Origin of the sequence: Nocardia araoensis NBRC 100135, from assembly GCF_000308435.1 — a bacterium.
In the GTDB taxonomy this organism is placed as follows: Bacteria; Actinomycetota; Actinomycetes; order Mycobacteriales; family Mycobacteriaceae; genus Nocardia; species Nocardia araoensis.
Map to the genome: position 1 here is coordinate 122,500 of NZ_BAFR01000351.1, position 22,515 is coordinate 145,014.

The 22,515-nt window shown below is 66.7% G+C and carries 22 protein-coding genes and 1 pseudogene; 14 read left to right on the top strand and 9 right to left on the bottom strand.

From position 1 onward, the window contains the following. Positions 1-13: 13 nt before the first annotated feature. Positions 14-508, top strand: a complete 495-nt coding sequence (locus tag ON21_RS34730; protein WP_051021786.1) for an anti-sigma factor antagonist — start codon at positions 14-16, stop codon at positions 506-508. Between the two features lie 52 nt (positions 509-560). After that, positions 561-686, top strand: coding sequence for a hypothetical protein (locus ON21_RS40745; protein ID WP_281032737.1), 126 nt, complete (start codon positions 561-563; stop codon positions 684-686). A gap of 14 nt (positions 687-700) precedes the next feature. On the opposite strand, the gene ON21_RS34735 is transcribed toward ON21_RS40745, so the two are convergent. After that, a complete protein-coding gene (locus ON21_RS34735; RefSeq protein ID WP_039805194.1) occupies positions 701-1,222 on the bottom strand; it encodes a MarR family winged helix-turn-helix transcriptional regulator in 522 nt (173 codons plus the stop codon). Positions 1,223-1,280: 58 nt separating this feature from the next. On the opposite strand from ON21_RS34735, the gene ON21_RS34740 reads away from it, so the two are divergent. The 3 genes from ON21_RS34740 to ON21_RS34750 all read left to right on the top strand — a co-directional run bounded on the left by ON21_RS34740 (position 1,281) and on the right by ON21_RS34750 (position 4,077). Next, the gene (locus ON21_RS34740; RefSeq protein WP_039805196.1) at positions 1,281-2,003 is read left to right on the top strand and encodes an SDR family NAD(P)-dependent oxidoreductase; all 723 of its coding nucleotides are present in this window, start codon (positions 1,281-1,283) and stop codon (positions 2,001-2,003) included. 182 nt (positions 2,004-2,185) lie between these two features. Beyond that, entirely contained in the window at positions 2,186-3,007 is an 822-nt protein-coding gene (locus tag ON21_RS34745; RefSeq protein WP_039805268.1) for a DUF1684 domain-containing protein, read from the top strand. A 5-nt stretch (positions 3,008-3,012) separates the two neighbouring features. Further along, positions 3,013-4,077, top strand: coding sequence for an LLM class flavin-dependent oxidoreductase (locus ON21_RS34750; RefSeq protein ID WP_051021787.1), 1,065 nt, complete (start codon positions 3,013-3,015; stop codon positions 4,075-4,077). Between the two features lie 29 nt (positions 4,078-4,106). Here the strand turns inward: ON21_RS34750 and ON21_RS34755 are convergent, their stop codons facing one another. Together ON21_RS34755 and ON21_RS34760 are read right to left on the bottom strand one after the other, a co-directional pair. Next, positions 4,107-4,598, bottom strand: coding sequence for a DUF2505 domain-containing protein (locus ON21_RS34755; RefSeq protein WP_039805198.1), 492 nt, complete (start codon positions 4,596-4,598; stop codon positions 4,107-4,109). Between the two features lie 473 nt (positions 4,599-5,071). Beyond that, complete coding sequence (locus tag ON21_RS34760; protein ID WP_039805200.1) at positions 5,072-5,278, bottom strand: hypothetical protein; 207 nt, start codon at positions 5,276-5,278, stop codon at positions 5,072-5,074. A gap of 108 nt (positions 5,279-5,386) precedes the next feature. Between ON21_RS34760 and ON21_RS34765 the strand changes: the two genes are divergently transcribed. From ON21_RS34765 to ON21_RS34805, 9 genes are all read left to right on the top strand, one after another. Next, on the top strand, positions 5,387-6,055 hold the full coding sequence (locus ON21_RS34765) for a cyclase family protein (protein WP_063821188.1): 669 nt from the start codon (positions 5,387-5,389) through the stop codon (positions 6,053-6,055). A 292-nt stretch (positions 6,056-6,347) separates the two neighbouring features. Next, positions 6,348-7,328, top strand: a complete 981-nt coding sequence (locus ON21_RS34770; protein WP_051021788.1) for an acyl-CoA desaturase — start codon at positions 6,348-6,350, stop codon at positions 7,326-7,328. A 3-nt stretch (positions 7,329-7,331) separates the two neighbouring features. After that, a complete protein-coding gene (locus ON21_RS34775) occupies positions 7,332-7,598 on the top strand; it encodes an acyl carrier protein (protein ID WP_039805202.1) in 267 nt (88 codons plus the stop codon). Positions 7,599-7,600: 2 nt separating this feature from the next. Continuing rightward, entirely contained in the window at positions 7,601-8,503 is a 903-nt protein-coding gene (locus ON21_RS34780) for an SAM-dependent methyltransferase (RefSeq protein ID WP_039805204.1), read from the top strand. Then, positions 8,500-9,759, top strand: coding sequence for a cytochrome P450 (locus tag ON21_RS34785; protein WP_039805205.1), 1,260 nt, complete (start codon positions 8,500-8,502; stop codon positions 9,757-9,759). Before ON21_RS34780 ends, ON21_RS34785 begins: the two co-directional genes overlap by 4 nt. An 83-nt stretch (positions 9,760-9,842) precedes the next feature. Continuing rightward, a complete protein-coding gene (locus ON21_RS34790; RefSeq protein WP_039805207.1) occupies positions 9,843-11,573 on the top strand; it encodes a fatty acyl-AMP ligase in 1,731 nt (576 codons plus the stop codon). A gap of 4 nt (positions 11,574-11,577) precedes the next feature. Beyond that, positions 11,578-12,024 (top strand): PaaI family thioesterase, encoded by a 447-nt coding sequence (locus ON21_RS34795; RefSeq protein WP_039805208.1) that lies wholly within the window; start codon positions 11,578-11,580, stop codon positions 12,022-12,024. A 16-nt stretch (positions 12,025-12,040) separates the two neighbouring features. Continuing rightward, positions 12,041-13,249 carry a cytochrome P450 gene (locus ON21_RS34800; RefSeq protein ID WP_039805210.1) on the top strand — a complete coding sequence of 403 codons (1,209 nt, stop codon included), beginning with the start codon at positions 12,041-12,043 and terminating at the stop codon, positions 13,247-13,249. A 29-nt stretch (positions 13,250-13,278) separates the two neighbouring features. Next, positions 13,279-14,103, top strand: a complete 825-nt coding sequence (locus ON21_RS34805) for an alpha/beta fold hydrolase (protein WP_039805212.1) — start codon at positions 13,279-13,281, stop codon at positions 14,101-14,103. A gap of 36 nt (positions 14,104-14,139) precedes the next feature. On the opposite strand, the pseudogene ON21_RS34810 reads toward ON21_RS34805, so the two are convergent. The 6 genes and pseudogenes from ON21_RS34810 to ON21_RS34835 form a co-directional block, all read right to left on the bottom strand. Beyond that, positions 14,140-14,715, bottom strand: a pseudogene (locus ON21_RS34810) (enoyl-CoA hydratase-related protein); the annotation flags it as partial. Between the two features lie 52 nt (positions 14,716-14,767). After that, on the bottom strand, positions 14,768-15,850 hold the full coding sequence (locus tag ON21_RS34815; protein WP_063821189.1) for a tyrosine-type recombinase/integrase: 1,083 nt from the start codon (positions 15,848-15,850) through the stop codon (positions 14,768-14,770). A gap of 1,158 nt (positions 15,851-17,008) precedes the next feature. Beyond that, on the bottom strand, positions 17,009-17,899 hold the full coding sequence (locus ON21_RS34820; protein WP_157171172.1) for a helix-turn-helix domain-containing protein: 891 nt from the start codon (positions 17,897-17,899) through the stop codon (positions 17,009-17,011). Between the two features lie 327 nt (positions 17,900-18,226). Then, positions 18,227-20,050, bottom strand: a complete 1,824-nt coding sequence (locus tag ON21_RS34825) for an FAD-dependent monooxygenase (RefSeq protein WP_157171173.1) — start codon at positions 20,048-20,050, stop codon at positions 18,227-18,229. 167 nt (positions 20,051-20,217) lie between these two features. Continuing rightward, positions 20,218-21,750 (bottom strand): SAM-dependent methyltransferase, encoded by a 1,533-nt coding sequence (locus ON21_RS37780; RefSeq protein ID WP_083881086.1) that lies wholly within the window; start codon positions 21,748-21,750, stop codon positions 20,218-20,220. 70 nt (positions 21,751-21,820) lie between these two features. Beyond that, positions 21,821-22,515, bottom strand: a 695-nt coding sequence (locus ON21_RS34835) for an SAM-dependent methyltransferase (protein ID WP_051021795.1), incomplete at its 5' end; no start/stop codon positions are given.

The window sequence follows — 22,515 nt, forward strand, 5'->3', positions numbered from 1 at the left end:
ATCGAGTGCCCACATGAGCACAGAATCGCACGGTCTCGGCGGCGCCGCCCAACCGCCGTCGGACGGGTGGAAAGACCCTCTCCTCGGACTGGACGCGACCATCGAACACCGCGGCGACGCGACCATCGTCCATGTCAACGGTGAAGTCGACGCCTACACACAACCTGCGTGGCGAAGGATACTGCGCGAGGCCGGAGCGACTACCGCGGCGCCGGGCTCCATGGTGCTGGACGCCGGTGGCCTCGGCTTCATGTCCTGCCGTTCGCTGGTGATCTTGGCCGAGGAAGCCGAGGCATGCCTGCGCCGGGGTGTCCGGCTGCGCGTGGTCGGCGACCGGTTGGTCGTGGGCCGCGTCGTGGCCGTGCTCGACCTCGGCGCTCTGCGGCCCGTGCACACCTCCGTCGAGGACGCGCTGGCCGACTCGCCGCCGAGCGGGCGATTTCACGGCCTCGGGCCAAGGGCGGCGTGGCGCGGTCACGCCGGTAAGGCGGAGCCCCAAGTGCTCTGACAGCTACGTATCCACGGTGCCGGGGCCCGCTCGAACGCGTCCCCGGTACGACATGCATGCCACCATCTGCCGGGCGCTGCGTCTGGAATACGACGACCGGCCGGAACCGGTGGCGGAAGTCCGACTGCCCGAAGGCGTGGAAGCCAGGGACCTGTCCGCCGATCTGTCGGGAGCCTGATCGGACGGGCCGGCCTACGCCGGCTCGGCGGATCGGATCGCCGCCTCGAGCGTGCGCAATGCCGCGGTGAGCACGGCGCGTTGGTCGGCGGGCAGTTGGTCGGTGACGGCGGTTTCGTGCTCGAGCAGGGCGGGAACGACTCGTTCGGTGCAGCGGTGGCCGTCCGGCGTGAGGGTGACCAGCACGCCGCGCCGGGTGGCCGAGGTCGGTTCGCGGGTGATCAGCCCGGCCGCTTCCGCGCGGGCGAGGCGCTGGGAGATCGCGCCCGCGGTGACGAGGCTGCGTGCGGCGATCTGGCGGGTGGTCAGCTGGTAGGGCGGACCGGATCGGCGCAGGGTGCTGAGCAGGTCGAGGGTCGATTCATCGATGCCGAGCCGCTGCAGGGTGCGCTGCCGTTCGTCGGTGAGGAGTTTGGCGACGCGCCACAGCGGTGTGAGGATCTCGATCGACTCCACCCGCGCGCCCGGCAATTCCCGGCGCCATGCCGCGGCTATCCGGGCGGGCGACGGTATCTCGTCGTGCGCTTCGTGCGTCATTGCCGGAAGTCTCCCTCCTCGGTACATTTAGCGCTAAATATACCGAGAGGAGACGAGAATGCGCGGAACGGTCGTCGTCACCGGGGCGAGCGGGGGAATCGGGCGGCGGGTGGCGCAGCGGTTCGCCGAGGGCGGTGCGGAAGTGGTGATCACCGGTCGTTCGGCGGAACGTGTCGAACAGGCCGCGCGGGAACTCGGAGTGCGTGGGATCGTCTGTGATGCGGGGGTTCCGTCGGACGTGGAGCGGTTCGCCGAGTCGGTCGGGCCCGAGGTGGATGTGATGGTGAACATGGCAGGAGGGAACACAGATCTGGGCGGGAGCGGCGAGGTGAGGTCGCTGGCGGAGTTGGCCGCGCAATGGCAGGCGAACCTGTCGGCGAATCTGTTGAGCGCGGTCCTGACCACCGAGGCGCTGCGGCAGCGGTTACGCCCCGGCGGAGCGGTGATCAACGTCGGCTCGATCGGCGCGGAGTACGCGGCGGGGTCCTATGGTGCCGCCAAGGCGGCACTGGCGGCGTGGTCGGCCGGGTTGTCGGCGCAGCTGGCGCCGAAGGGGGTCACGGTGAACACGGTCGCGCCCGGTTACATCGAGAACACCGATTTCTTCCAGGGGCAGCTGAGCGAGCAACGACGCACCTGGTTGATCGACGCCACGCATAACAAACGCGCGGGTGATCCGGATGACGTCGCCGGGCTGATCGAGTTCCTGGCCTCGCCGCACGCCCGGCACATCACGGGCCAGACGATCCACGTCAACGGCGGCGCGCACACGACGAGGTGAAAACCGGTGTGCGGACCGATTGCGTTCGCGCTGATCGCAATCCTGTCCGTGCGCCGCGGTCTGCGGTTGAATCCGGGTATCACCTCCGTTCGTCGTCCGGAGTGGTGCCGCACCGTCTCGGTTCGCCTGGTGTCGGCGGCACCGAACCCGGGACGGACGCAGCTGCAGACGAGGAGCACCACATGACAGCGCAGACCGCCGCGGCACCTCCGACCGACGCCTTCGTCGCCGACTGGCAGGACTGGCACCGCGGGCAGGAGGAGCGACTGGCCGACCCGCACGGTTTCCTGGCCATCACCAATCTGCACTGGCTGGCCGAGACGCCGCAGCGATTCCCCGACGCGCCGGGCGCCTGGTCCACCGGCGCCGACGGCGTCACGGTGGTTCTCGACGACGGCGAGGAACTGGTGGTCGACGGGACACCCGTGCGCGGTCGGCATGTGTTCGGGGTCATCCCGGAACGCGGTGGGGTGCACGCTGTTTGGGGTGACGCGGTGATCGAGGTCGCCAAGCGCGGCGGGCACGATATCGTCCGGCCGCGGCACCCGGACAACCCGCTGCGCACGGCGTTTCGCGGTACCCCCGCCTACCCGCCACACCCGAAGTGGGTGGTCACCGGGCGGTACGTCGCCTTCCCGGAGCCGCGGCCTACGACGGTCGGCGCCGCTGTCGAAGGACTGGAACATGTCTACGACGCGCCGGGGCGGGTCGAGTTCGAGCTGGACGGGAGGGCGCTGGGCTTGACCGCTTTCCCTGGCAAAGAGCCCGGCGGTCTGACCGTACTCTTCACCGACGAGACCTCCGGCGTCACCACTTACGCCGCCAACCGCGTTCTGCACCTGTCACCGCCGGACGCCGACGGATCGGTGCGGCTGGACTTCAACCGCGCCGTGAATCTGCCCTGCGCTTACACCGATCTGGCGACCTGCCCGCTGCCGCCCGCGGAGAACCGGCTCCCGGTCGCGATCGAAGCCGGCGAGCAATTGCCGTACGAACGCGCCTGAATCCCATGGGCGACACGACGCCCCGGATCAGGACGCTGTCGTTCCTGACGCCGGGCAACTACCCCGACGACGACCCCTACTCCGGCCTCGAGGACACGCTGCGGCTGTTCGAGTACGGCGAAAGCCTCGGCTTCGACGGCGCTTGGATCCGGCAGCGTCATCTCGAGCACGGAGTCGGGTCGGCCGCGGTGTTCCTGGCCGCCGCAAGCCAGCGCACCAGTCGAATCGAACTGGGCACGGCCGTGATTCCGATCGGTTACGAAAGCCCGTTCCGGCTGGCCGAGGATCTGTCGCTCGCGGATGTGCTGTCGCGGGGCCGGTTGCAAGCCGGATTCAGCGCGGGCACGCCGCCGCATGCCGACTTGATCGGCAATCTGGTCTTCGACGGGGACTGGCGTACCTACGATTTGTCCTACGGACGAATCGCCCGGCTGATCCACAACCTGCGGGGCGACTACCTCGGTGACGCCGACACGGTGATCCACTCCCCGGGCAACATCCAGCGGCCCCGGTTGCAGCCGCACAATCCCGGCTTGATCGACCGGCTGTGGTACGGCGGCGCCAGCACTCGCTCGGTGCGCTGGGCCGGGGAGAACGGGCTGAACCTGCTGACCGGGAACATCGTCATCGGCGAGCGCAGCGACGATTTCATCACCACCCAGTCGAGCCTGATCGAGGAGTACCGCAGGCTGGTGGATCCGGCCCGGCCCGCCCGGGTCGCGGTGGGACGGGTGATCGTCCCGTTCGACAGCGCCGACCGATCGACTCGCGAGCGGTACCGGCAGTACGCGGCGAGCAGGCACGAGCGCACCCTCGCGCCGCAGGGTGAGCGGCGCGTCCTGTTCGCGCCGGACCTGGTCGGGCCCGCGGAGGAGATCATCGACCGGCTGCGTGCCGATCCGGTGCTCGCGCAGACCTCGGAGCTGCGGCTGGAGCTGCCGTACGAGTTCCACCGCGCCGACTACGAGCAGATCCTGCACGACACCGTGGAGCTGATCGCACCCGCGCTGGGGCGTCGGCCCGCGACCGGCGTAGCGCACGACACCGACGAGGTGACCGCGCCCGCCTGATTCGTGAGCGGATCGACTTCACGAGCCGGTCACCGATCGGCGTGTCGGTGGCCGGTGATCCAGGTGTCGGTGAACTCCGCCTCCGCGGCGAGCATGTCGAGCAGCCGGGCGACGACGGCGGCTTCGATCTTCCTGCCGAACAACGGGATGCCGACCTCGGCCACCCCGTCCACGACCGCCGCCGCGGCGGCGTCCTCCTCGATGAGCCGGACGGTGCCGCTCACCCGTGCGGGCACACCCTGGACGCCTGCGTCGAAACCGCCGCCCTCACGGGTGTAGGTCTCGGTGCGGATGACGACCAGCCCCTCGGGGCGCACCGCGGTGACGGCACCGGGCAACTCCGCCGCCGCTATGGTCTGCACCATTCGCACGTGCACACGGTCCTCGGCGGTATCGAGCTCGAGGAGCTCTCCGCCGATCTGCTCGACGCGGTCCTTCCAGTACCGCTCGTCGGCCAGCGCCGCGCGAAGCGCCTCGGCCGAATGGGAGTAGGTGGCCTTGTACGCCAGGGGGGTCGCCATATCGGCACACGCTACCTGCCGACACTGTCTCGCGGAGTCGGCGAATCGCCGATCCTGGGGACGGGGTCCGCCGAATTCCGCTGGGAAACAGCAGCTTCGACACCGACATGCCCTGTCCCGCATGTCTTCTACCCGCGCTGCGGCGCGCCTTGTCCGGCCCCGTCCGTGCAACCGCCGCTCGGTCGCGGCGTGCTCGATGTCGCGACGAATGGCCTCGTCGCAGGGTGTGGTCGATGAGTGTCCGTCAAGGACTCGGAATGTGACCGGCCGCCCGGCTTGGCGCGAGCGGGGTTCCGCCCGGCGGAATCCGCTGATGGTCGCGCCTGTCGCCGAACGCGGACGGGTACCGCGCCAACCGACATGCGTCCTCAGGAGGCGTGGCAATGGTTCCGGACCGACGCTGCCGGACCGCTCCCAGCACGAGGCGAACTGGACCGGGCCGGTGGATGGGAAGTCCGATCCCGGGGATCCGGTCAGGGCAGACGCATGAGCCGGCGGGAGAGCGTGAACAGGCGGCGGGCGAGTTTGACGACCGGGAGGCCGAGGGGAAGCAGGATGACCGTCACGCACAGCACCCCGCCGACGAGCCACAGCACGGCCGCGACCAGCCCCAGTACCGTGCCGAGCACGGCCGTGAGGATCCCCAGCACGACGCCGAGCAGGCCTTGTAGCAGTCGCATGATGACCTTCCGGTGTCCATTCTGCGCTTCTTCGGGGCGACGCGCATGTACCGAGCGCGCTCGGCGACTCCGTATACGACCACGGGATCGGTCGGTAGCGTCCCTGGTATGAGCCGAGCGATCGTGGAGCTGTCGCATCCGATCTCGGACGGCATGCTCACCTATCCGGGCCTGCCCGCGCCACGCGTCACCACGGCCGTAGGACGTGACCGATCGCCGTTGATCGACATGACCTACGAGATCGCACGCGTGGATATGGTCGGCCACACCGGGACCTATATCGACGCGCCTTTCCATTTCCACGCCGAGGGCGCAGACATCGCCGAGCTGCCGTTGGAGCGGCTGTTCAACGTGCCGATCGTGCTGATCCGCGCGTCGGGACTGCGCGCGGTGGGCCCCGATGTGCTCGGCGATCCCGCGCGCCTGTGGGGCAAGGCGGTGCTGGTGCACACCGGTTGGTCGGCCAAGTGGGGGTCGGCCGGGTACCGGGACTCCGGGCATCCGTTCCTGGTCGGTGAGGTCGCCGACGCCCTGGTCGCCGCGAATGTGGCGCTGGTGGGAATCGACTCGCTCGACGTCGACGACACGTCGTTGCCCATCCGTCCGTGCCATCACACGCTGCTGGGCGCGGGAATTCCGATCATCGAGCAGATGACGAATCTGGACGCGCTGCCCGGCACCGGTGCCAAGCTGGTCGCACTGCCCGCACCGGTGCGCGGGATGGGCTCGTTTCCGCTGCGCGTCGTGGCGTGGACCGAGCACGGCGGCGTGACATAGACGCTGTCGGCGGCGAATCCGCTCCCGTTCTCACCGACCGTGATCCCGGCCGGTAGGACGAGACCGCTCGCGAGCGCGCCGACGGCGCCGTCGGGTAGCGGTGCGATGCCGCCCGGTGCGTCGTTCGTGGCGCGCGTGCGCGGAGAAATCGACATCGCAGTCGGATCGCGATCAATGATTTCGATCCCGCGATCGGGTGCTCTTGATCCGCCGGAGTTCCTCGCGTCGGCGAGGTTACGGTCGAGATGTCCCGCTGGTGGAATCGGGCACCGGACCGACGAGGTGTAGTCGAGTGAATGCCGAAGACAGTGATCCGAACGGCGAGAAGCCGGAACCCCGCAGGAAGACGATCAGCAGTCCTTACATTCATCGGCTGCAGCGTCGGCATTTCCTGCTGTTCGATATCCTGCCGATTCTCGGCACGGCCGGAGCGTTCGCCTTTCTCCGGGTGCATCCGTTCGGCCCGACCGAATTCCTGCTGCTGTTCTCGATGTGGTTGGCCACCGGGCTGGGCGTGACCGTCGGCTACCACCGGTTGTTCACCCATCGCACCTTCAAGGCGACGCCGTGGGTCGCCGGTGTGCTGGCGGTGCTCGGCTCGATGGCCGGACAGGGCGGCGTGGTGTCCTGGGTGGCCCTGCATCGGCGGCATCACGAGTACAGCGATCGCGAAGGAGACCCGCACTCGCCGAACCTTTCCGGCGGCGGCCTGCGCGGAACGCTACGGGGCTTGGCGCATTCGCATTTCCTGTGGATGCGCCGCCACGAGTACCCGAACGTCGTGCACTACGCGCCGGACCTCATCAAGGATCGCGGCCTGGTGCGAATAGCCCGCCTGTACTACTACTGGGTGGCGCTCGGACTGCTGCTTCCCGCGGTGGTCGGCGGAGTGGTCTCGCTCAGCTGGACCGGTGCGGTGAGTGGCCTGTTGTGGGGCGGTCTGGTGCGGATCTTCGTGCTCGAGCACATCGTCTGGGCGATCAATTCGTTCCTGCACATGTTCGGCACCCGCCGCTACGCGTCACGGGAGAACAGCCACAACGGCGGCGTCTTCGCTCTGGTGACGTTGGGGGAGTCGTGGCACAACAACCATCACGCGTTTCCCGAGTCGCCGTCCTTCGGTTTGGAGTGGTACCGGCTCGATCCCGGATTCTGGGTCATCAAAATGCTCGAGATCTGCGGGCTGGCCTGGGATCTGAAAGTACCGTCCGCGACGCGGACGGCCGCCAAACGTCTTTCCGGAAAAGCCGAGCCCGTCGGCAACGCAGTGTGAGGAATGCGCAACGTGGATACGAGTAGAGAAGCCATCGTCCGCTGGTGCAGGGAGTACCTCGGGAATTTGCTCGAGATTCCGGCGGAGGCGGTGGACCCCGCCGCCGATTTCGACCGGTTGGGCGTGGACTCCGCCCTCGCGGTGGCGCTGCTGATGGAAGTGGAGCAGCGGTACGGCGTCGATCTCGCTCCCGAAGATCTCTTCGAGAACCCCAATATCAACGCGGTGGCCGGTTATCTGCACGAGCAGAGCCACAAGAGCGTGGCCTAGCCGTGTCCGCATCGATCGACGCCGAGCGGGCCGACGCCGCGGCGGCCGCGATCCGGCATCACTACGACGCGGGCAACGACTTCTACCGGCTCTGGCTCGACTCATCGCTGACCTACTCCTGCGCGCTGCGGGAAACCGACGAGGACACCCTGGAGGCGGCCCAGGAACGGAAGTTGCGGTTCCACCTCGACGCGATCGGTGCCGACAACGCCGCGGCGGTGTTGGACATCGGGTGCGGGTGGGGCGCGACCCTGCAACGTCTTTCCCGGCAGCATGCGGTCGCGCGGTCGATCGGGCTGACCCTGAGCGCCGAGCAGGCAGAGTTCGTGCGGGACCGCGACCTGCCGGGTGTCGAAGTGCGGCTGGAGAACTGGGCACACTACGAGCCGGACATCCGATTCGACGGCATCATCTCGATCGGCGCCTTCGAGCACTTCGCCCGCCCGGATGACGAGCCCGCCGAGAAGATCCGGGTCTACCGGGAGTTCTTCACCCGCTGTCGTGACTGGCTGAACGACGATGGTGTGCTGTCGTTGCAGACGATCGTCTACGCCGATATGAACCGCGAGCAGGCGAGCGCGTTCATGCAGCGCGAGATCTTCCCGGACGCCGACCTGCCGACGTTCGCGGAGATCGCGGCCGCGGCCGAAGGCGTCTTCGAGATCCGCTCCGTCGTCAACGGACGCCTGGATTACGCGTGGACCTGCGAAGAATGGGCACGCAGACTGCGGGCGAGCCGTGCGGAGGCCGTCGAGGTCGTCGGCCCGGAAGTGGTCGCACGCTACGAGCGGTATCTGAAGCTGTCCGCGCTCGGTTTCCGGATGGGCAAGATCGGGTTGCTGCGGCTGGTGCTCGCGCCCTATCGCGACCACTTCTTCGCCGGACGGGAAGTGCGGACCGGATGACGGTGCGAGCACACGACCATGCCGAGGCGGTGCGGGCCCGCGTCCGGTTCAACCCGTTCGGCGCCGAGTTCCGGCGTGACCCCTATCCGCTCTACCGGCAGCTTCGCGAGGCGCGGCCGGTGCACAAGACGCTGGGCATGTGGGTGCTCACGCGGCATGCCGATGTCCGCGGCGTCCTGCGCGACCGTTCCTTCAGCGCCGGGCTGATCCCCCGGCTGGTCGGCGAGCAGGCCGAGCGCTTCGGACAGCGCGATGTCGCGCGCCTCCAGCGGCTGGGCCGCAAATCGCTGGTGTTCACCGACAATCCGGACCACGCGCGACTGCGCGGACTGGTGAACCGGGTGTTCACCGCCCCGGCGATCGCCGAACTGCGCCCCGTGGTGGTGCGGGCGACCGAGGAGCTGCTGCGGCGAGCGCGGGACGCGGGCGGCTTGGACGTGATCACCGAGTTGGCCGCGCCATTGCCGGTGACGGTGCTGTGCGAGTGGATGGACCTGCCGGGCGATCTGCGTGCACGGGTCGGCCCATGGACACACGACATCCGGTTTCTGCTGGAACCCGGGTTGATGAAGGCGGAGGACTTCGCGCGCGTGTGCGCGGTGGTCGAGGAGTTCGCCGCGGCCTTGGACGCGGTGCTCGCCGAACGGCGCCTCCGGCCCGGCGTCGACCTGATCAGCAGGCTGCTCGCCGCGCGCACCGCGGGTGGCGACACGCTCAGCGACGAGGAGCTCGTCTTCGTCTGCATCATGTGCTTCGTCGCGGGCAACGAGACCACGAAATCCTTGATCGGCAACGGTGTGCTGGCCCTGCTGCGCCATCCGGACCAGGCCGCGCTGCTGCGGGACCGGCCGGAGTTCGTGCGGGCCGCGGTCACCGAGGCGCTGCGCTACGACTGTCCGCTCCAGCTGACCAAGCGCCTGGCCACCCGCGAAGTCGACCTCGACGGACATCGCGTTTCGGCCGGTGACCAAGTGCTGGTGTGCCTGGGCGCCGCCAACCGCGACCCCGCCGTGTTCGACCGCCCCGACGAGTTCGACCTGACCCGCACCGCCGCGGACCATCTCGCGTTCGGGCACGGCATGCACGGGTGCCTGGGCGGACCGCTGGCCGAACTGCAGGCCGAGGTCGCCTTCGACCACCTGTACCGGCATTCGGGCGGTGTGGAACTGCGAGACGGCGAACTCGAATGGCAGGACCACAGTTTCATCGTCCGCGGGCTGAAACATCTCCCGGTCACACTGCGGAACGTCCGATGACCGCGCCCGGTTCGGCGAAGACGTGGCTGCGGTCCGCGGCCGTCGCGGCGGCGATGACCGCGGCATTGCAGTGAGGACCCGACATGCCGGACACCATTCTGCTTCCCGATATCCTCGAACGCCGCGCCGTCGGCGAGCCGGACCGGACCGCTTATGTGTTCTTGGACGAGAACGGTTCGGAGGCAGCGGCTCTGACCTACCGCGAACTACACCACCGGGCACTGGCGGTGGCGCGGGAACTCCATTCCCGGTGCGTGCCCGGCGACCGCGCGCTGCTGGTCTTCCCGCAGAGCCTGGATTTCATCGTCGCCTACTTCGGTTGCCTCTACGCGGGGGTCATCGCGGTGCCGGTGAATCCACCGCGCCGTGACCGAGTGCAGGACGCGACCCGATCCATCGTCCTCGACTGCGCGCCGGCCGCGGTGCTGACCCTCGGTGCGCTGATCGCGCCGCTGCGGCCGGTGCTGGAGCCGATCTGCCAGGTCCGGCAGTGGCTCGCGGTGGACGCCATGCCCGCGGGACGAATCGATCGTCCGGCCGTCGCCGCCGAACTGGACTCCGTCGCCTTCCTGCAGTACACCTCCGGTTCCACCGCGACTCCCAAAGGCGTCATGGTCACGCATCGGAATCTGCTGGCGAACGAGGAGATGATCCGGCGGGCATTCGGCCACGATCGGGACTCGACGGTGGTCGGCTGGGCGCCGTTCTTCCACGACCAGGGCCTGATCGGCAATGTGCTGCAACCGCTGTATGTCGGGGCGACCAGCGTCCTCATGTCACCGGCGACGTTCATTCGCAGACCGCTGCTGTGGCTGGAGGCCATCTCCCGATATCGCGCGCACACCGGCGGCGGGCCCGATTTCGCCTTCGCCGCCTGTGTCGCGCGCGCGAGCGCGGGGGAGGTGCCACGGATGGATCTGAGCAGCTGGAAGGTGGCGTTCAACGGCGCGGAGCCGATCCGGGCAGAGACGTTGACGCGATTCGCGGAGACCTTCGCGCCATTCGGTTTCGACGCGCGCGCGTTGTATCCATGCTACGGCCTCGCCGAGGCCACGCTTCTGGTCACCGGCAGCCGGAAGGGGCGTGGCCCGACGACGCTCGAGCTGGACGTCGAAGCGCTCGGGCGGGGGCGGTACGAGGTGGCAGCGGGCCGGAATCGCACCGTGGCCGGTTCGGGCCGCGTACTTCCGAGGGAAGAACTGCGCATCGTGGACCCCGGCACCGGACGAGTATGCCCGCCGGATCGGATCGGCGAGATATGGGTCTCGGGAGATCATGTAGCGCAGGGTTATTGGGAAAAGCCCGAAGCGACCGCGGAGACTTTTCAGGCGCGCTGCGCCGACGATCCGGCACGGACGTATCTGCGTACCGGCGACCTCGGTGTGCTGGTGGACGGTGAGCTGTACGTGGTGGGTCGGCGCAAGGACGTCATCATCGTTCGCGGCCGGAACTACTACCCGCACGACATCGAGCGCACCGTGCAGGCGGCGCATCCCGCGCTGCGGATCGGCGGCGGCGCCGCCTTCTCGGTACCAGGACGCGACGGCGAGAAGATCGTCGTGGTGCAGGAGGTCAACCGGGCGTTCGCGCCGGAGGGCGACATCACCGACATCATCGGCGCGATCAGGGCGGCGGTCGTGCGGGAGCACGAACTGGCCGTCGGCGAGGTGGTGCTGACCTCGGGCGGTCAGGTGCAGAAGACCAGCAGCGGGAAGATCATGCGGGCGGCGGCCAGAAAACGTTATCTAGCAGGCGGTTTCGAGATCTGGTCGCCGCACGTGGAGGAACCGGCGCAACCGCGGACGAGGAGCTGAACACATGCAGGCATGGCAAGCGGCGAACCCCGACTTCGAAGCGATCGTGACGGGCGCGGTGCTCAGCATGCCCGCCGCCCGGCACCTGGGTTTCACCTTCGGCCGGGTGGCACCCGGCGAGGCCGAGATCATCCAGCCGCATCGCGAGGAACTCACCCAGCACGACGGGTTCTTCCAGGGCGGGGTGCTCGGCTCCCTGGCGGATTTCGCCGCGGGCTCCGCGGCGGGAACCCTGCTGCGGCCGGGTTGGGCGAACATGACGATCGACTACACGGTGAAGATCCTCGCCCCGGCCAAAGGGCCGAAGGTCGTCGCGCGCGGCCGGGTGATCAAGCCCGGGGCGCTCATCACGATCGCGGCCACGGATGTCTTCTCGGTCGACGACGATGGCGAAACACTCTGCGCCACCGCACTTGTCACCATGCGCAACGTGAAACTGGTCAACTCGTGAACCGGGAGGAGCGGCCATGACCACCGACACCTACGTGTTCGATCCGTTCGCCGCGGGCTTCGCGGAGGATCCCTATCCGCACTACGACCGGCTGCGTGCCACCGCACCCGTGCACGAGCACCCGCTCGGGTTCTGGATCGTGTCGAAGTACGAGGACGCCGCCGCGCTGCAACGCTCGGCGCAATCGGTCGACGAGCAGGATCTCACCCGCCTGCCGACGTGGAAGAGCGACAGCGGCAGGCTCGGCAAGGAAAACCGCATGATGCGCGGACTGTCCATGCTGGACCGGAATCCACCCGATCACACCCGTCTGCGCCGCCTGGTGGCCAAGGCGTTCACGCCCCGCGCGATCGAGGCGTTGCGGCCGAGGGCCGAGGCGCTCGTCGACGCCGCCCTGGACCGCATCGCCGAGGCGGGCACCCCGGATGTCGTCGCGGAACTGGCGTTCCCGGTGCCGTTCGCGCTCATCTCCGAGATGCTGGGCATCCCCGTGGTCGAGCACACCAGGCTGCGGGAACTCACCGCGAGACTGGTGCTTGCGCTGGAACCTCTTCCCGATCCCGCCTTGCAGGCCGAGGTCCGGTCGGCCAACGAGGAACTGTTCGCCATGGTCGGGAACCTGGTCCGCTGGAAGCGCACCGCGCCCGGCGACGACCTGCTGAGCAGGCTCATCACCGCCGAACACGACGGCGATGTGCTGAGCGAGGACGAGTTGGTCGCCCAGGTGATGCTGCTCTACATCGCGGGCCACGAGACGACCGTGAACCACCTCGCGAACGGCGTGCTCGCCCTGCTGCGCCACCCGGACCAGGCGCGACGGCTCCGGGAAGATCCCGCACTCGCCGAGAACGCCGTCGCCGAACTGCTCCGGTACGACACCCCCGTGCAACTGATGCGCCGGATCACCGTGGAGTCCGTGCCGATCGGCGGATCGGTGATTCCCCCCGGCAGCCTGGTGCTCGCCTGCGTCGGCGCCGCCAATCGCGATCCCGAGTTCTGGGGCGCGGACGGCGGCGAGCTGCACCTCGACCGGCCGAACGCGCAGCAGCACCTTTCGTTCGGCGCCGGCATCCACCATTGCCTGGGCGCGGCGCTGGTCCGGCTCGAGGCCCGCGCGGCCTTCACCCGGTTCGTGCGGCGCTTCCCCGAGGCCACCATCGAGGAATTGCGCTGGAACGGCCGGATCAATGTGCGTGGCCCGGCGGAACTGTCGATTTCGGTGTAGCGCGGGATATCTCGGAGCAGGACGAACTCATGCCCACCATAACGGTCCACGGCGCGCCGATCGCCTACACCGACACGGGAGCACCGCGCGACCGCCCGGAGGCGGCCGCCGTGGTATTCGGTCACGGATTACTGTTCGGCGGCTGGATGTTCCAGCCGCAGATCGAGGCGCTGCGCGAGCACTACCGCTGCATCGCGATCGATTGGCGCGGTCAGGGCGCGACTGCGGCGACTGCCCGCGGCTATGACATGGACACTCTCACCGGCGACGCCGTCGCGGTGATCCGGCAGCTCGGGATCGCTCCGGTGCACTGGGTCGGTTTGTCCATGGGCGGCTTCGTCGGGCAGCGGATCGCGGCGCGGCACGGCACGCTGCTGCGCTCACTGACATTGTTGGACAGCAGCGCCGAGCCGGAGGATCCCGGCAAGATCGGGGAGTACAAGCGGCTCGCGCTCGCGTTGCGCCTGTTCGGCGCGAAACCGATTCTCCGCAGGATCGAACCGCACCTCTTCGGCCCGAGTTTCCTGGCCGACCCCGCGAATCGACCCGTCGTCGACGAATGGGCCGCCCGCCTGCGGCGCTGTGACCGTGCCGCCGTGCGCAGGGCGGTCCTCGGCGTGGCCGACCGCGCTTCGGTGGAACACGAGATCGCCGCCGTCACGATGCCGACGCTCGTCGCCGTCGGCGCCGACGACATCGCGACGCCGCCCGCGCGATCCGAACGCATCGCCGAGGCGATTCCCGGCGCGCGCCTGCACACCATCACCGATTGCGGCCACACCAGCAGCTTGGAACAAGCCGCGGCGATCACCGCGTTGCTGCGGGAATTCCTCGCCACCGTCGACGGGCCCTGACGGAGTTCTCGCCTGGGGATCGGTCACCGCCGAGGATTACGGCCGGAACGGCGGGGCCGCGAGATCGTCGCCGAAGATGTCCGGTAGGTCGCGGTCGACGCTGTCGGGGAATCGTGCTTCCCGCTTCTCCAGGAAGGCGGTCACGCCTTCCCTGGCGTCGGCGCTCGCGCCCCGGTGGTAGATGCCGCGGGATTCGATGCGGTGCGCGATCATCGGATGGTCGGCGCCCAGGTTGCGCCACAGCATCTGCCGGGACAGGGCCACCGAGACCGGCGCGGAGTGCTCGGTGACGCGGCGGGCGAGCGCACGGGCCTCGTCGAGCAGGGCGTCCGCCGGGTGCAGCGCGGAGAACAATCCCGCGTCGAGCGCTTCGCCCGCGTCGACGAGACGGCCCGAGTACACCCAGTCCAATGCGGTCTGCATCGGGACCAGACGGGGCAGGAACCAGCTGGAGCAGGACTCGGGAACGATTCCGCGTCGATTGAAGACGAACCCGATGCGGGCGTTGTCGACCGCGATGCGGAAGTCCGCGGCGAGCGTCATGGTGATGCCGACGCCGACGGCGGGGCCGTTGACGGCGGCGATGATGGGCTTGCGGGATTCGAACATACGTTAGAACACCCATTCCACAGCGAAGTCGCCACAAAAGTGGGTTCATAGCGCGTTACCCTACCGTGTCGGTCTCGCCGGGCTTGCGCGATCCGTCGGTCGACAGTGGATGTCGCGTGCCGATGGGAAGCAGGGGGTGGGCCTCGCCGGTCAGGGCGACGAGCGCCTCGACGACGTCGAGCAGGCTGGCTTTGGTGTAGGTGAGGGTGGTCGGGCCCGCCCCGGGCCTGTCTTGGTGGCCAGCGTAGGCGCTGGAGACCGCCATTCCGAACTCTCGTTCGACGAAAGTCAGCGTCGTGTGGCGGACCCAGTGCGCGGAAACTCCAACCGACGATGCCCAAGGCAGGAAATTCCTGATGCGCTTGAAGAGGTTGTTGATGCGCGCTACTCCGACCGGTCTTGCGTCCCGGTATCGGAGGACATGTCGCGTTGCTTCCGCGCCACCCCGGGCTTCGATGTGCTCGAGAATCCTCTCCATCAAGGTCGGCGAGACGGGTTGCCACCTGACGGTTCCGCCCTTCTCTCGAAGGCGGACAAGGCAGTCGTGGGAGTTGAGGTCATCGATGGTCAAGCCGAGCAGTCCGCCGCGGCGACACGCGGTTTCGATCAGGATACGCACGATCAGCGCGTCCAGTGGCCGATCATTGCCAGTCGTCGCGGCAACACGGCCGATGTCGCGGATATGGTCGAGAGACAGCGCGTGTCTCGGGCTTCTGGGCAGGCGCGCTCTTCTGACTTTCGCGGCCGGGTTGTCGAGCGGGTGGATCAACCGGTCGAGTTCGGCGTGGCGGTAAAGCCGGCGAATTGCTGCCACCAAGGTCGCCGCAGCGCCGACGCCGCCGCGTGAATTCGATCGTCCGGCAGCAGCCGCGCGTACCCGGTGTTCGCTGACGAGTTGTTCGATCTCGGTGTACGTCGGCTCGGTGATGGGCCTATCACCCCACCTCTGCACGAGGACCTTCCAATAGGATCCGTAGTTCTTGAGAGTTTGTTCTGATGCCGAGGCCGAGACCTGTGCAATGTACTGTGCGAAAGTTGGTGCGGGCCCTTGTCGTGTCGACTCGTCGAGCAGGTCTTCGAGTTTCAATCCCAGTCTGGAGATCAAGTGCAGCGCTGTGCTGACGTCTTCGGAAGTCATTGAGGTTCCCACGGATTGGGTCGGAATTGTGAGATAGCGGCGGCCACCAGTGGTGTTGTGTACACGACGAGCCGCTGGAGAGTAAGGGACGCTACGAGTAGGAGCCGGTCACCAGCCTGCATGCCACAGGCGTGACGGACGTTTGCCGGAAGGTGGATGTATCCGGTCGGGCCGACGGCCCAGCGACCGTCGTCGGCAGGGTCCACGACTGCGAGTTGGTCTTGGTGCTGGATTGTTACTGGCTGGCCGGGATGCCAGTCGAGCTTCCTGATGGCTGATCTGTCGCTGACGCGGCCACGTTGATCGATGGTCGCTGTTGCGCAGTGTGCCACCCCGATCGGTGTCTCGATGACAGTGGTCGGGTAGTGAAAGGGGATGCCGGGAAACTGGACGATCCGCGGACGTGCACTGTAGAGGTCGTCGAAACCCACGACTGATTCATCGTGAGGCCGCAGCATCGGTCGACAATGTCTGGCCGAATTCAATGCTGGTTTCTCGCAATGCGGTGTCCGGGCGGTTGACGGGGCGGTTGCGGGATGCTCTGGCTGTGCTTGGCTCATCGGTCATCACTCGCTGGCGGCTCGACTCCGTGCCGCATCGGTGCGAGTGGCGGCGCGCTTGGCCGCCATCGCGCATGCGGGGAGGATCGGAGCAGGTTCCGATCGGATGACACTGAGAAGAGGCGAAGGTGGCTGGCGGGTCCAGGAGGGCAGATCCGGCCGTGGACGCCATCGGTTTCCTCTAGCAGTGTTCTGGTCTTCCCGCAACGCGGCACCATAAGGTGCGCCTGCGATGGCTGCATTCGCGTACGCAAAGTTTCGACCACCTCGATGTCAAAGGCGCAGCGCTATGTCCGTTCGACATGACATGCGTCAGGCTGCTTGAGGACGTTTGCTGGCAACGGCGATTCGCGGTGCTGGTGTTGTCGGGCAAACGGCTGATTGCTTCCCAAGCATTCATTCGTGGCTGGTGGGTAGTCAAGACTTTTAGCGTGTACACCGTGGGTGACTTTTTCGATATTCCACCCAGGGTGGGTGTATTTCTCGAACTATCACGCGAACTCGGCGCGCGACAGAGCCCCCCAGTAGCGAGTATTTGACTGGGGAGCGGTTGCCGTGCTGGGTGGCTTTCGGCTATGTGGTCATGAACCGAAGGCCCTCAGCCGCGGGCGGTCGGCTGGTGAACGAGTGATCCAGGGGTGCCCGGTAGGTCATTGCGCCTCGGTGTGGGCTGGTAGAGCGAGTAGGTCTTGAGTTGGCTGGGTGGGAAGTGGGCGTCGGTTTGTCTGGTTTCGTAGATGTCGTATTGGCCGGTTTCGGCGTTGTATATTCCGACGGTTGTGTCGTCGATGATCTCCGGTAGAGGATCGTTTTTCCATAATCTTGCGAAGTGTGGTGATCTGGCGCAGGCTGCGTAGACTTCAGCGAATCTGGTGGGATCGGCGAAGGGGCGGAGAATGCGTACGCCGAAGAGTAGGACCTGTATGCGTTCGAATCGCTTTCTGAATCGTTTGGAGTCGGGGTGATTGAGCATCAGATCGATGATGTTTACTGCGTGTTTGGAGCCCCTGGGTGCCGGCTGCAGCATGGGGAACACGTCGCACCATTGCTGGTTCGCCCCGCCAGGCGGAATGTCGTAGAGCAGCCCTTGGAAACACGCTGGGCCTTTGTGGTTTTCGAGGTAGGAGATGTCGTCGTCGGTCAGCTCCGGCCACTGCTCGGTGGAGACCGGGTAGAGATCCGGGGCGACCAAAGCCCGCATGACGTCCGCGATGTACCAGGGGACGCTCAGTTGCTCGATGAGCAGGTCGATATAGGTGTCGGAGGGTGTGCGTTCGTCGCGGATCCACTTCTGGACGGTGTTGAGAGAGGAATCGAGCAATGCGCCCAACTGTGTCAGTGTAAGTCCGCGTTCGTTGCCGCGCGGTGAGAGGTGTCGGACCCTCTCAGGCACGACGCTGGTCAATCGGACCCAGTTGATATATTCACCGAGCGTCGCCGGGTTCGGGCCGGTGCCGAGTGGTTCTATTCGCTCGACCAACTTTCTCATTGTTGCCTTCGTCCTTCTGTGGTGTGCTGCCTCGTCATGTACCCGTAGCCGCCGAGGTGGCTGACTCGTCACCGCGCCGTGGCTTGCTGAGCAATCGGGTTGCTAGCTGCCGAAGCCGGTTCTGGACGATGCCTACGGCTCCTTGTCTGCGCTGATGGCTTTGGTTGTGCCGCGACCAGGGTTGGGTCGACGTTGTGGGCACATGTTGGGTGGTCGATACACTGATTGCGCCGTCTTGGCGTGCCTGCGGTGCCGCGTCGGGACTGCGAATAGACAGAGGTTTGCGATCACCGCGTTCATGGTCGTGATCTCGGTCATGGCCGGTCTTCAGATGTCCTCAGCGCCGTGCGCGACCAGCGGAGGCTCAGCGGGAGCGTGGGTGTCGTTTATGTCAGGGGCTGCGATCAGTGCTGTCTGCAGCATGGCGAGTAGTGCGGCTTTATCGTTTCCGCGGCACCGCAGGCTGATATGTCCGTCCGGTCGCACCAGGCACAGCGAGTCCGTGGCGGAATCGCCGTACATGTCGAAAATATCGTTGCTTTCGGCGACTACGGCATGGGTTGGCCCGGCCGCGCCAACCTCGTGGGTCAACCTCGATGCGCGAGGGAGTGCGCCTCGGTTGATCCTCCGCGGCGACCAGCCCAGCCACGATCGGCAGTGCCGGCGCTCTTCCCTGCGCCATGGGGGCCGCCACCGCCGGGTTGAGTCAGTCGAGGCGAGGGCCACCACTCGCAGTCGTCGACCGTAGGGCTGCGCAGCGTGCGCGGCCCATGCCGCCAGCGTGGACTGCGGATGCCGTTGCAAGACCAGCAGCGTGTAGCCCGGATGGCGCAGCAGGTCGTGAAGCCCCAGCGTCGGCGTGATGGCCACGGCAGGGGCGCGGTCTCCGGCTCTGAGGCCATCCAGTGGCAGTATGCCGGGAGGCTGAGCTATGACCGCGCGGTAGGAGTACGACAGTCCTGAAATTTGCTTTGCAGCAGCCTGTTTGAAGCCTGGTGCTCGGATGATCGCACGGCGGTCCTCCGTGGATTTGCCGTGCGCCATCGTGAAGCTGTGCAGCCTGTGGGTGACGTCGATGACCTGCTCGGCGACCGGCCTGCGCTCCGCCTCGTAGGTGTCCAGCACCTCCTCCGGAGCCTCGCCCGCCGCTACACCTGCGAGCTTATAGCCGAGGTTGAACGCGTCCTGGATTGCGGCGTTCATGCCTTGGCCACCAGCAGGTGAATGAACATGTGCGGCGTCGCCGCACAGGAAGATATTGCCGATGCGGTAGGCAGAGCTGACGCGCCGCCAGATCTCGAAAACAGTGGCCCACTTCGGCTTACCGAGCATGACGGCGCCGTCGAAGTGCCTGTCTATCGCCTGCTGAAACTCCGCGCGAGCGGCGGCGAGCTCGGGTTTGGCCCGCCGTGCGGGCGTGGGGTCGTGGATCAGGACACGGTAGTTGGTGGGAAGCTGCGCTTCGGTGGGCAACGGTGCCGTGAGCAGCATTTCCCCCCGATGGATGTCGTAATGGATATCCGCGTCTTTGTGCGGAAGGCCAAACACCGGGACATCCATCATCCTCATGCTGCCGGTGTACTCATCGCCTCGGAAATCCAGCCCGAGGAGGGTGCGCACGGTGCTTCGCACTCCATCACATCCCACCAGCCAGTCAGGGTTCACGATCTCCGCTACGACCCGGCTGTCGGTGTCGGTGTGTGCAATGGTCGCGGTGATGCGTCCGCTGTCACTGGTGGTGAGGGCGCGTAGTTCGGTGTTCCACTCCACGAGAACGCCGCGTGTGGCAAGCTCGGCACGCAGAACGCTCTCCAAGCGGTCCTGCTCAAGCAGGAGGATGCCCGGATACCGGTGACTCAATCGCTCGAAAGCGAGCCGCTCCGCCTCATGTTCGTCCCCCTCGAAATGGAAGACCATACCACCGCTCCAGATGCCCATATCCAGCAATGGCGCGACGATCCCCGCCCTGTCGTATCCTTCCAATGTTCGTATGTGGACGGTGAACGATCTTGATGTCGTGGCAGGACCGGACCTTTTGTCGATTACGCGACATGGCACACCCCAGCGCAGCAACTCGAGGGCGAGAGTCAAACCCGCTGGCCCAGCACCAACGATCAGAATCGCATCACGCGAGACAGCGGCTTGTGACATGGTGATCCTTCGTGCGGTGCCCGTAGCGTCCAGCGGCAAGGGAGCGCTCACCGGCTTCGGATGGCGCCCTTTCGTCGCGGGAGTTGTGGTCGTTAGCGCGACTCTCACACGCACGCAATGAAGATGGAATGCGGAATGACCGGCAGATACCTACCGAGGTCACTTACCTATGTCACATCGTCAGGATTCGAAGCTGAAGGCCGTTCTCGTGCTGCGGCGTCGATTCTGGGCATGAGATGTGCAGGAATGCTCGCCGCTACGTCTTTTCGCGAATTGATCTTCAGCTTCTGGAATATCGCCGCGACTTGCGCGTCGATCGTTCGCCGGGAGACGCCTCGACGTGCGGCGATGGCACGATTCGTGTACTCGGCAGCAATCAGGATGGCGATCTCGAGCTGGGGTTCCGATAGAGTGCGCCACGGCTCGGGTGCAGGCAGCGGCGCGAAGTTCATAGTCAGTTCGCGCAGAGCCACGCGGTGCACCTCGTTGTTCACAGGGTCGAGACGAGCGCCGCGTTTCTCGGCATCCGCGTATGCGGCAGCACCGAGCACCTTGCGGGATACCGCGGCGGCCTGGCGCGACTGGTCAGCGAACGACCCCATCGATGCGATGTCGATGCCCAGGCGCGTTCGTACGGCGCCCATGCCCCCAGTGAGGTAGGCGATCTCCCTTGCCAGAGATGGATTCTGAGGGTGGCTGCTGCCGTTGTTTGTGATGAGGGCTGCCAATGCCCAAATCCGCAGCTCGACCGCCCACGCCGCACCCCACTGATCACGAACGGACAGCTGATGACGCAAGGCGTCATCCAGGATCGCCAACGCCGCGTTGGGATCGCCATGCTTGAGTAGGGCGACGGCCCGGCTGAGCTCAGCCCACGAAGCCGCCCACCGTGCGCCCGATACTTGCGCTTGCTCAAGGCAACGCTCGGAAATCGCGTGAGCTTGTTCCGATGATCCGAGCAGGGCCGCCGCGAAGCCGGCGAACATGCCGGCCATCATCTCGCCGCCGCGATTGCCGAGATCACGGAACTTGTCACAGGCCCGCTCGAGCACTGCGATTGCTCTCGGATCCCGATCGCGCATCACCATTTCTGTGCCACGGGCCAAATCCAGTCGCGGAGGAAGGCCGAAGTCGATTTCAGGGTGCTTGCGCCAGCTGGCCATGTCGGTATCGGGAATGCAGTCGGCGACGCAGTCCTCGATCATACGATGAGCGTCTTGCCCTTGCCGCACGGCAAGCCACGCGATCACCGACTTGGCAGATACCTGCAGCGCAGTCGGCTGTGGGCTGAGCGTTTCGGTGGCATGCAGACACCGCTCCGTCAATCGCCGGATATCGTGGATTCTGCCTTGTACGAAGGGGACACGGAGAGCTATCAGTCCGATACAGATTTCCAGACCCGCCTCGGCTGTGCTGGGCGAAGAGCGGGAGACCTCGTGGGTGTTCTGCATGGTGGGCAGGCCGGTCCCGATGTCGAGGAACTGGCGGATGCCCTGTTCCCCGGCGAGGTAGCGCACCGCGCGGATGAGGAACTGGCGCGACTGCACCGCCATGGTGGTGATGTCCGGATCGACCTCGATCCCGGCGTCGCCTGCGATGCGGTCGATCTCGTAATAGTCCTTACCGCCCATCCAGTAGTTCCAGATCCGCGCGGAGTGGGGGATGTCGGTTCGGATGAGGGGGCTGTGGTCTTCGGGCATGGAGTATGGGCTCCTACACGGGGTGAGAGTTCGAGTGACCGCTCGAGACGGCGGCCTCGTTGAAGAAGAGTCAGCGGCGCGGAAGATGCGTCACGTTGCCGCGCTCGTGGGGTTTGAAACCGACGCCGCCGAGCAGCAGGCGTTCCTCGGTCAGCCGCGGCCGCAGCGCGGGGCCCATCGGCCACCAGTCGTCGAGTTCGACCAGACCGGGCTCGATCAGTTCCAGATCGCCGAAGTAGGAGGCGATCTGCTCCCTGGTGCGGTACCAGCCGGAGCCGAGCCCCATTTCGGTGAAACGCCGTTGCAGCTCGATGGCCATCTCGTGCGCCTCGCCGCCGTCGGCGGGATCGTGGAAATGCGTGATCGCGACGTAGGATCCGGCGGGCAGCGCATCGATGTACCGGCGCATGATCCCCGCGGGATCGAGATCGTCGTCGACGTGGTGCAGGATGCCGCAGAGGATCAGCGCCAGCGGGCGGGTGAGGTCCAGGTGCTGGGTGGCCTCGGAGTGCGCGAGCAAGGTTTCCGGCGCGGTCAGATCCGCGGGCACGAAATGAGTGAACTCGTTGCGCTCGAGCAGGACCCGGCCGTGGATGTTGCACACCGGATCGTTGTCGACGTAGACCACGCGCGCCGCGGGGTTCTGCTGCTGGGCGATCTCGTGTGTGTTGCCGACGGTCGGCAGACCTGCGCCGATGTCGAGGAATTGGTCGATGCCGATGGTGCCGGCCAGATAGCGCACCACGCGGTGCAGCCAGCGGCGGT

Coding starts and splice junctions, on each gene's coding strand:
- ON21_RS34745 (WP_039805268.1), top strand. CDS start 2,186: ATGACAGCGCAGACCGCCGCGGCACCTCCGACCGACGCCTTCGTCGCC.
- ON21_RS34775 (WP_039805202.1), top strand. CDS start 7,332: ATGCGCAACGTGGATACGAGTAGAGAAGCCATCGTCCGCTGGTGCAGG.
- ON21_RS34760 (WP_039805200.1), bottom strand. CDS start 5,278: ATGCGACTGCTACAAGGCCTGCTCGGCGTCGTGCTGGGGATCCTCACG.
- ON21_RS40745 (WP_281032737.1), top strand. CDS start 561: ATGCATGCCACCATCTGCCGGGCGCTGCGTCTGGAATACGACGACCGG.
- ON21_RS34800 (WP_039805210.1), top strand. CDS start 12,041: ATGACCACCGACACCTACGTGTTCGATCCGTTCGCCGCGGGCTTCGCG.
- ON21_RS34740 (WP_039805196.1), top strand. CDS start 1,281: ATGCGCGGAACGGTCGTCGTCACCGGGGCGAGCGGGGGAATCGGGCGG.
- ON21_RS34765 (WP_063821188.1), top strand. CDS start 5,387: ATGAGCCGAGCGATCGTGGAGCTGTCGCATCCGATCTCGGACGGCATG.
- ON21_RS34785 (WP_039805205.1), top strand. CDS start 8,500: ATGACGGTGCGAGCACACGACCATGCCGAGGCGGTGCGGGCCCGCGTC.
- ON21_RS34815 (WP_063821189.1), bottom strand. CDS start 15,850: ATGACTTCCGAAGACGTCAGCACAGCGCTGCACTTGATCTCCAGACTG.
- ON21_RS34755 (WP_039805198.1), bottom strand. CDS start 4,598: ATGGCGACCCCCCTGGCGTACAAGGCCACCTACTCCCATTCGGCCGAG.
- ON21_RS34730 (WP_051021786.1), top strand. CDS start 14: ATGAGCACAGAATCGCACGGTCTCGGCGGCGCCGCCCAACCGCCGTCG.
- ON21_RS34735 (WP_039805194.1), bottom strand. CDS start 1,222: ATGACGCACGAAGCGCACGACGAGATACCGTCGCCCGCCCGGATAGCC.
- ON21_RS37780 (WP_083881086.1), bottom strand. CDS start 21,750: ATGCCCGAAGACCACAGCCCCCTCATCCGAACCGACATCCCCCACTCC.
- ON21_RS34825 (WP_157171173.1), bottom strand. CDS start 20,050: ATGTCACAAGCCGCTGTCTCGCGTGATGCGATTCTGATCGTTGGTGCT.
- ON21_RS34805 (WP_039805212.1), top strand. CDS start 13,279: ATGCCCACCATAACGGTCCACGGCGCGCCGATCGCCTACACCGACACG.
- ON21_RS34795 (WP_039805208.1), top strand. CDS start 11,578: ATGCAGGCATGGCAAGCGGCGAACCCCGACTTCGAAGCGATCGTGACG.
- ON21_RS34820 (WP_157171172.1), bottom strand. CDS start 17,899: ATGAGAAAGTTGGTCGAGCGAATAGAACCACTCGGCACCGGCCCGAAC.
- ON21_RS34790 (WP_039805207.1), top strand. CDS start 9,843: ATGCCGGACACCATTCTGCTTCCCGATATCCTCGAACGCCGCGCCGTC.
- ON21_RS34750 (WP_051021787.1), top strand. CDS start 3,013: ATGGGCGACACGACGCCCCGGATCAGGACGCTGTCGTTCCTGACGCCG.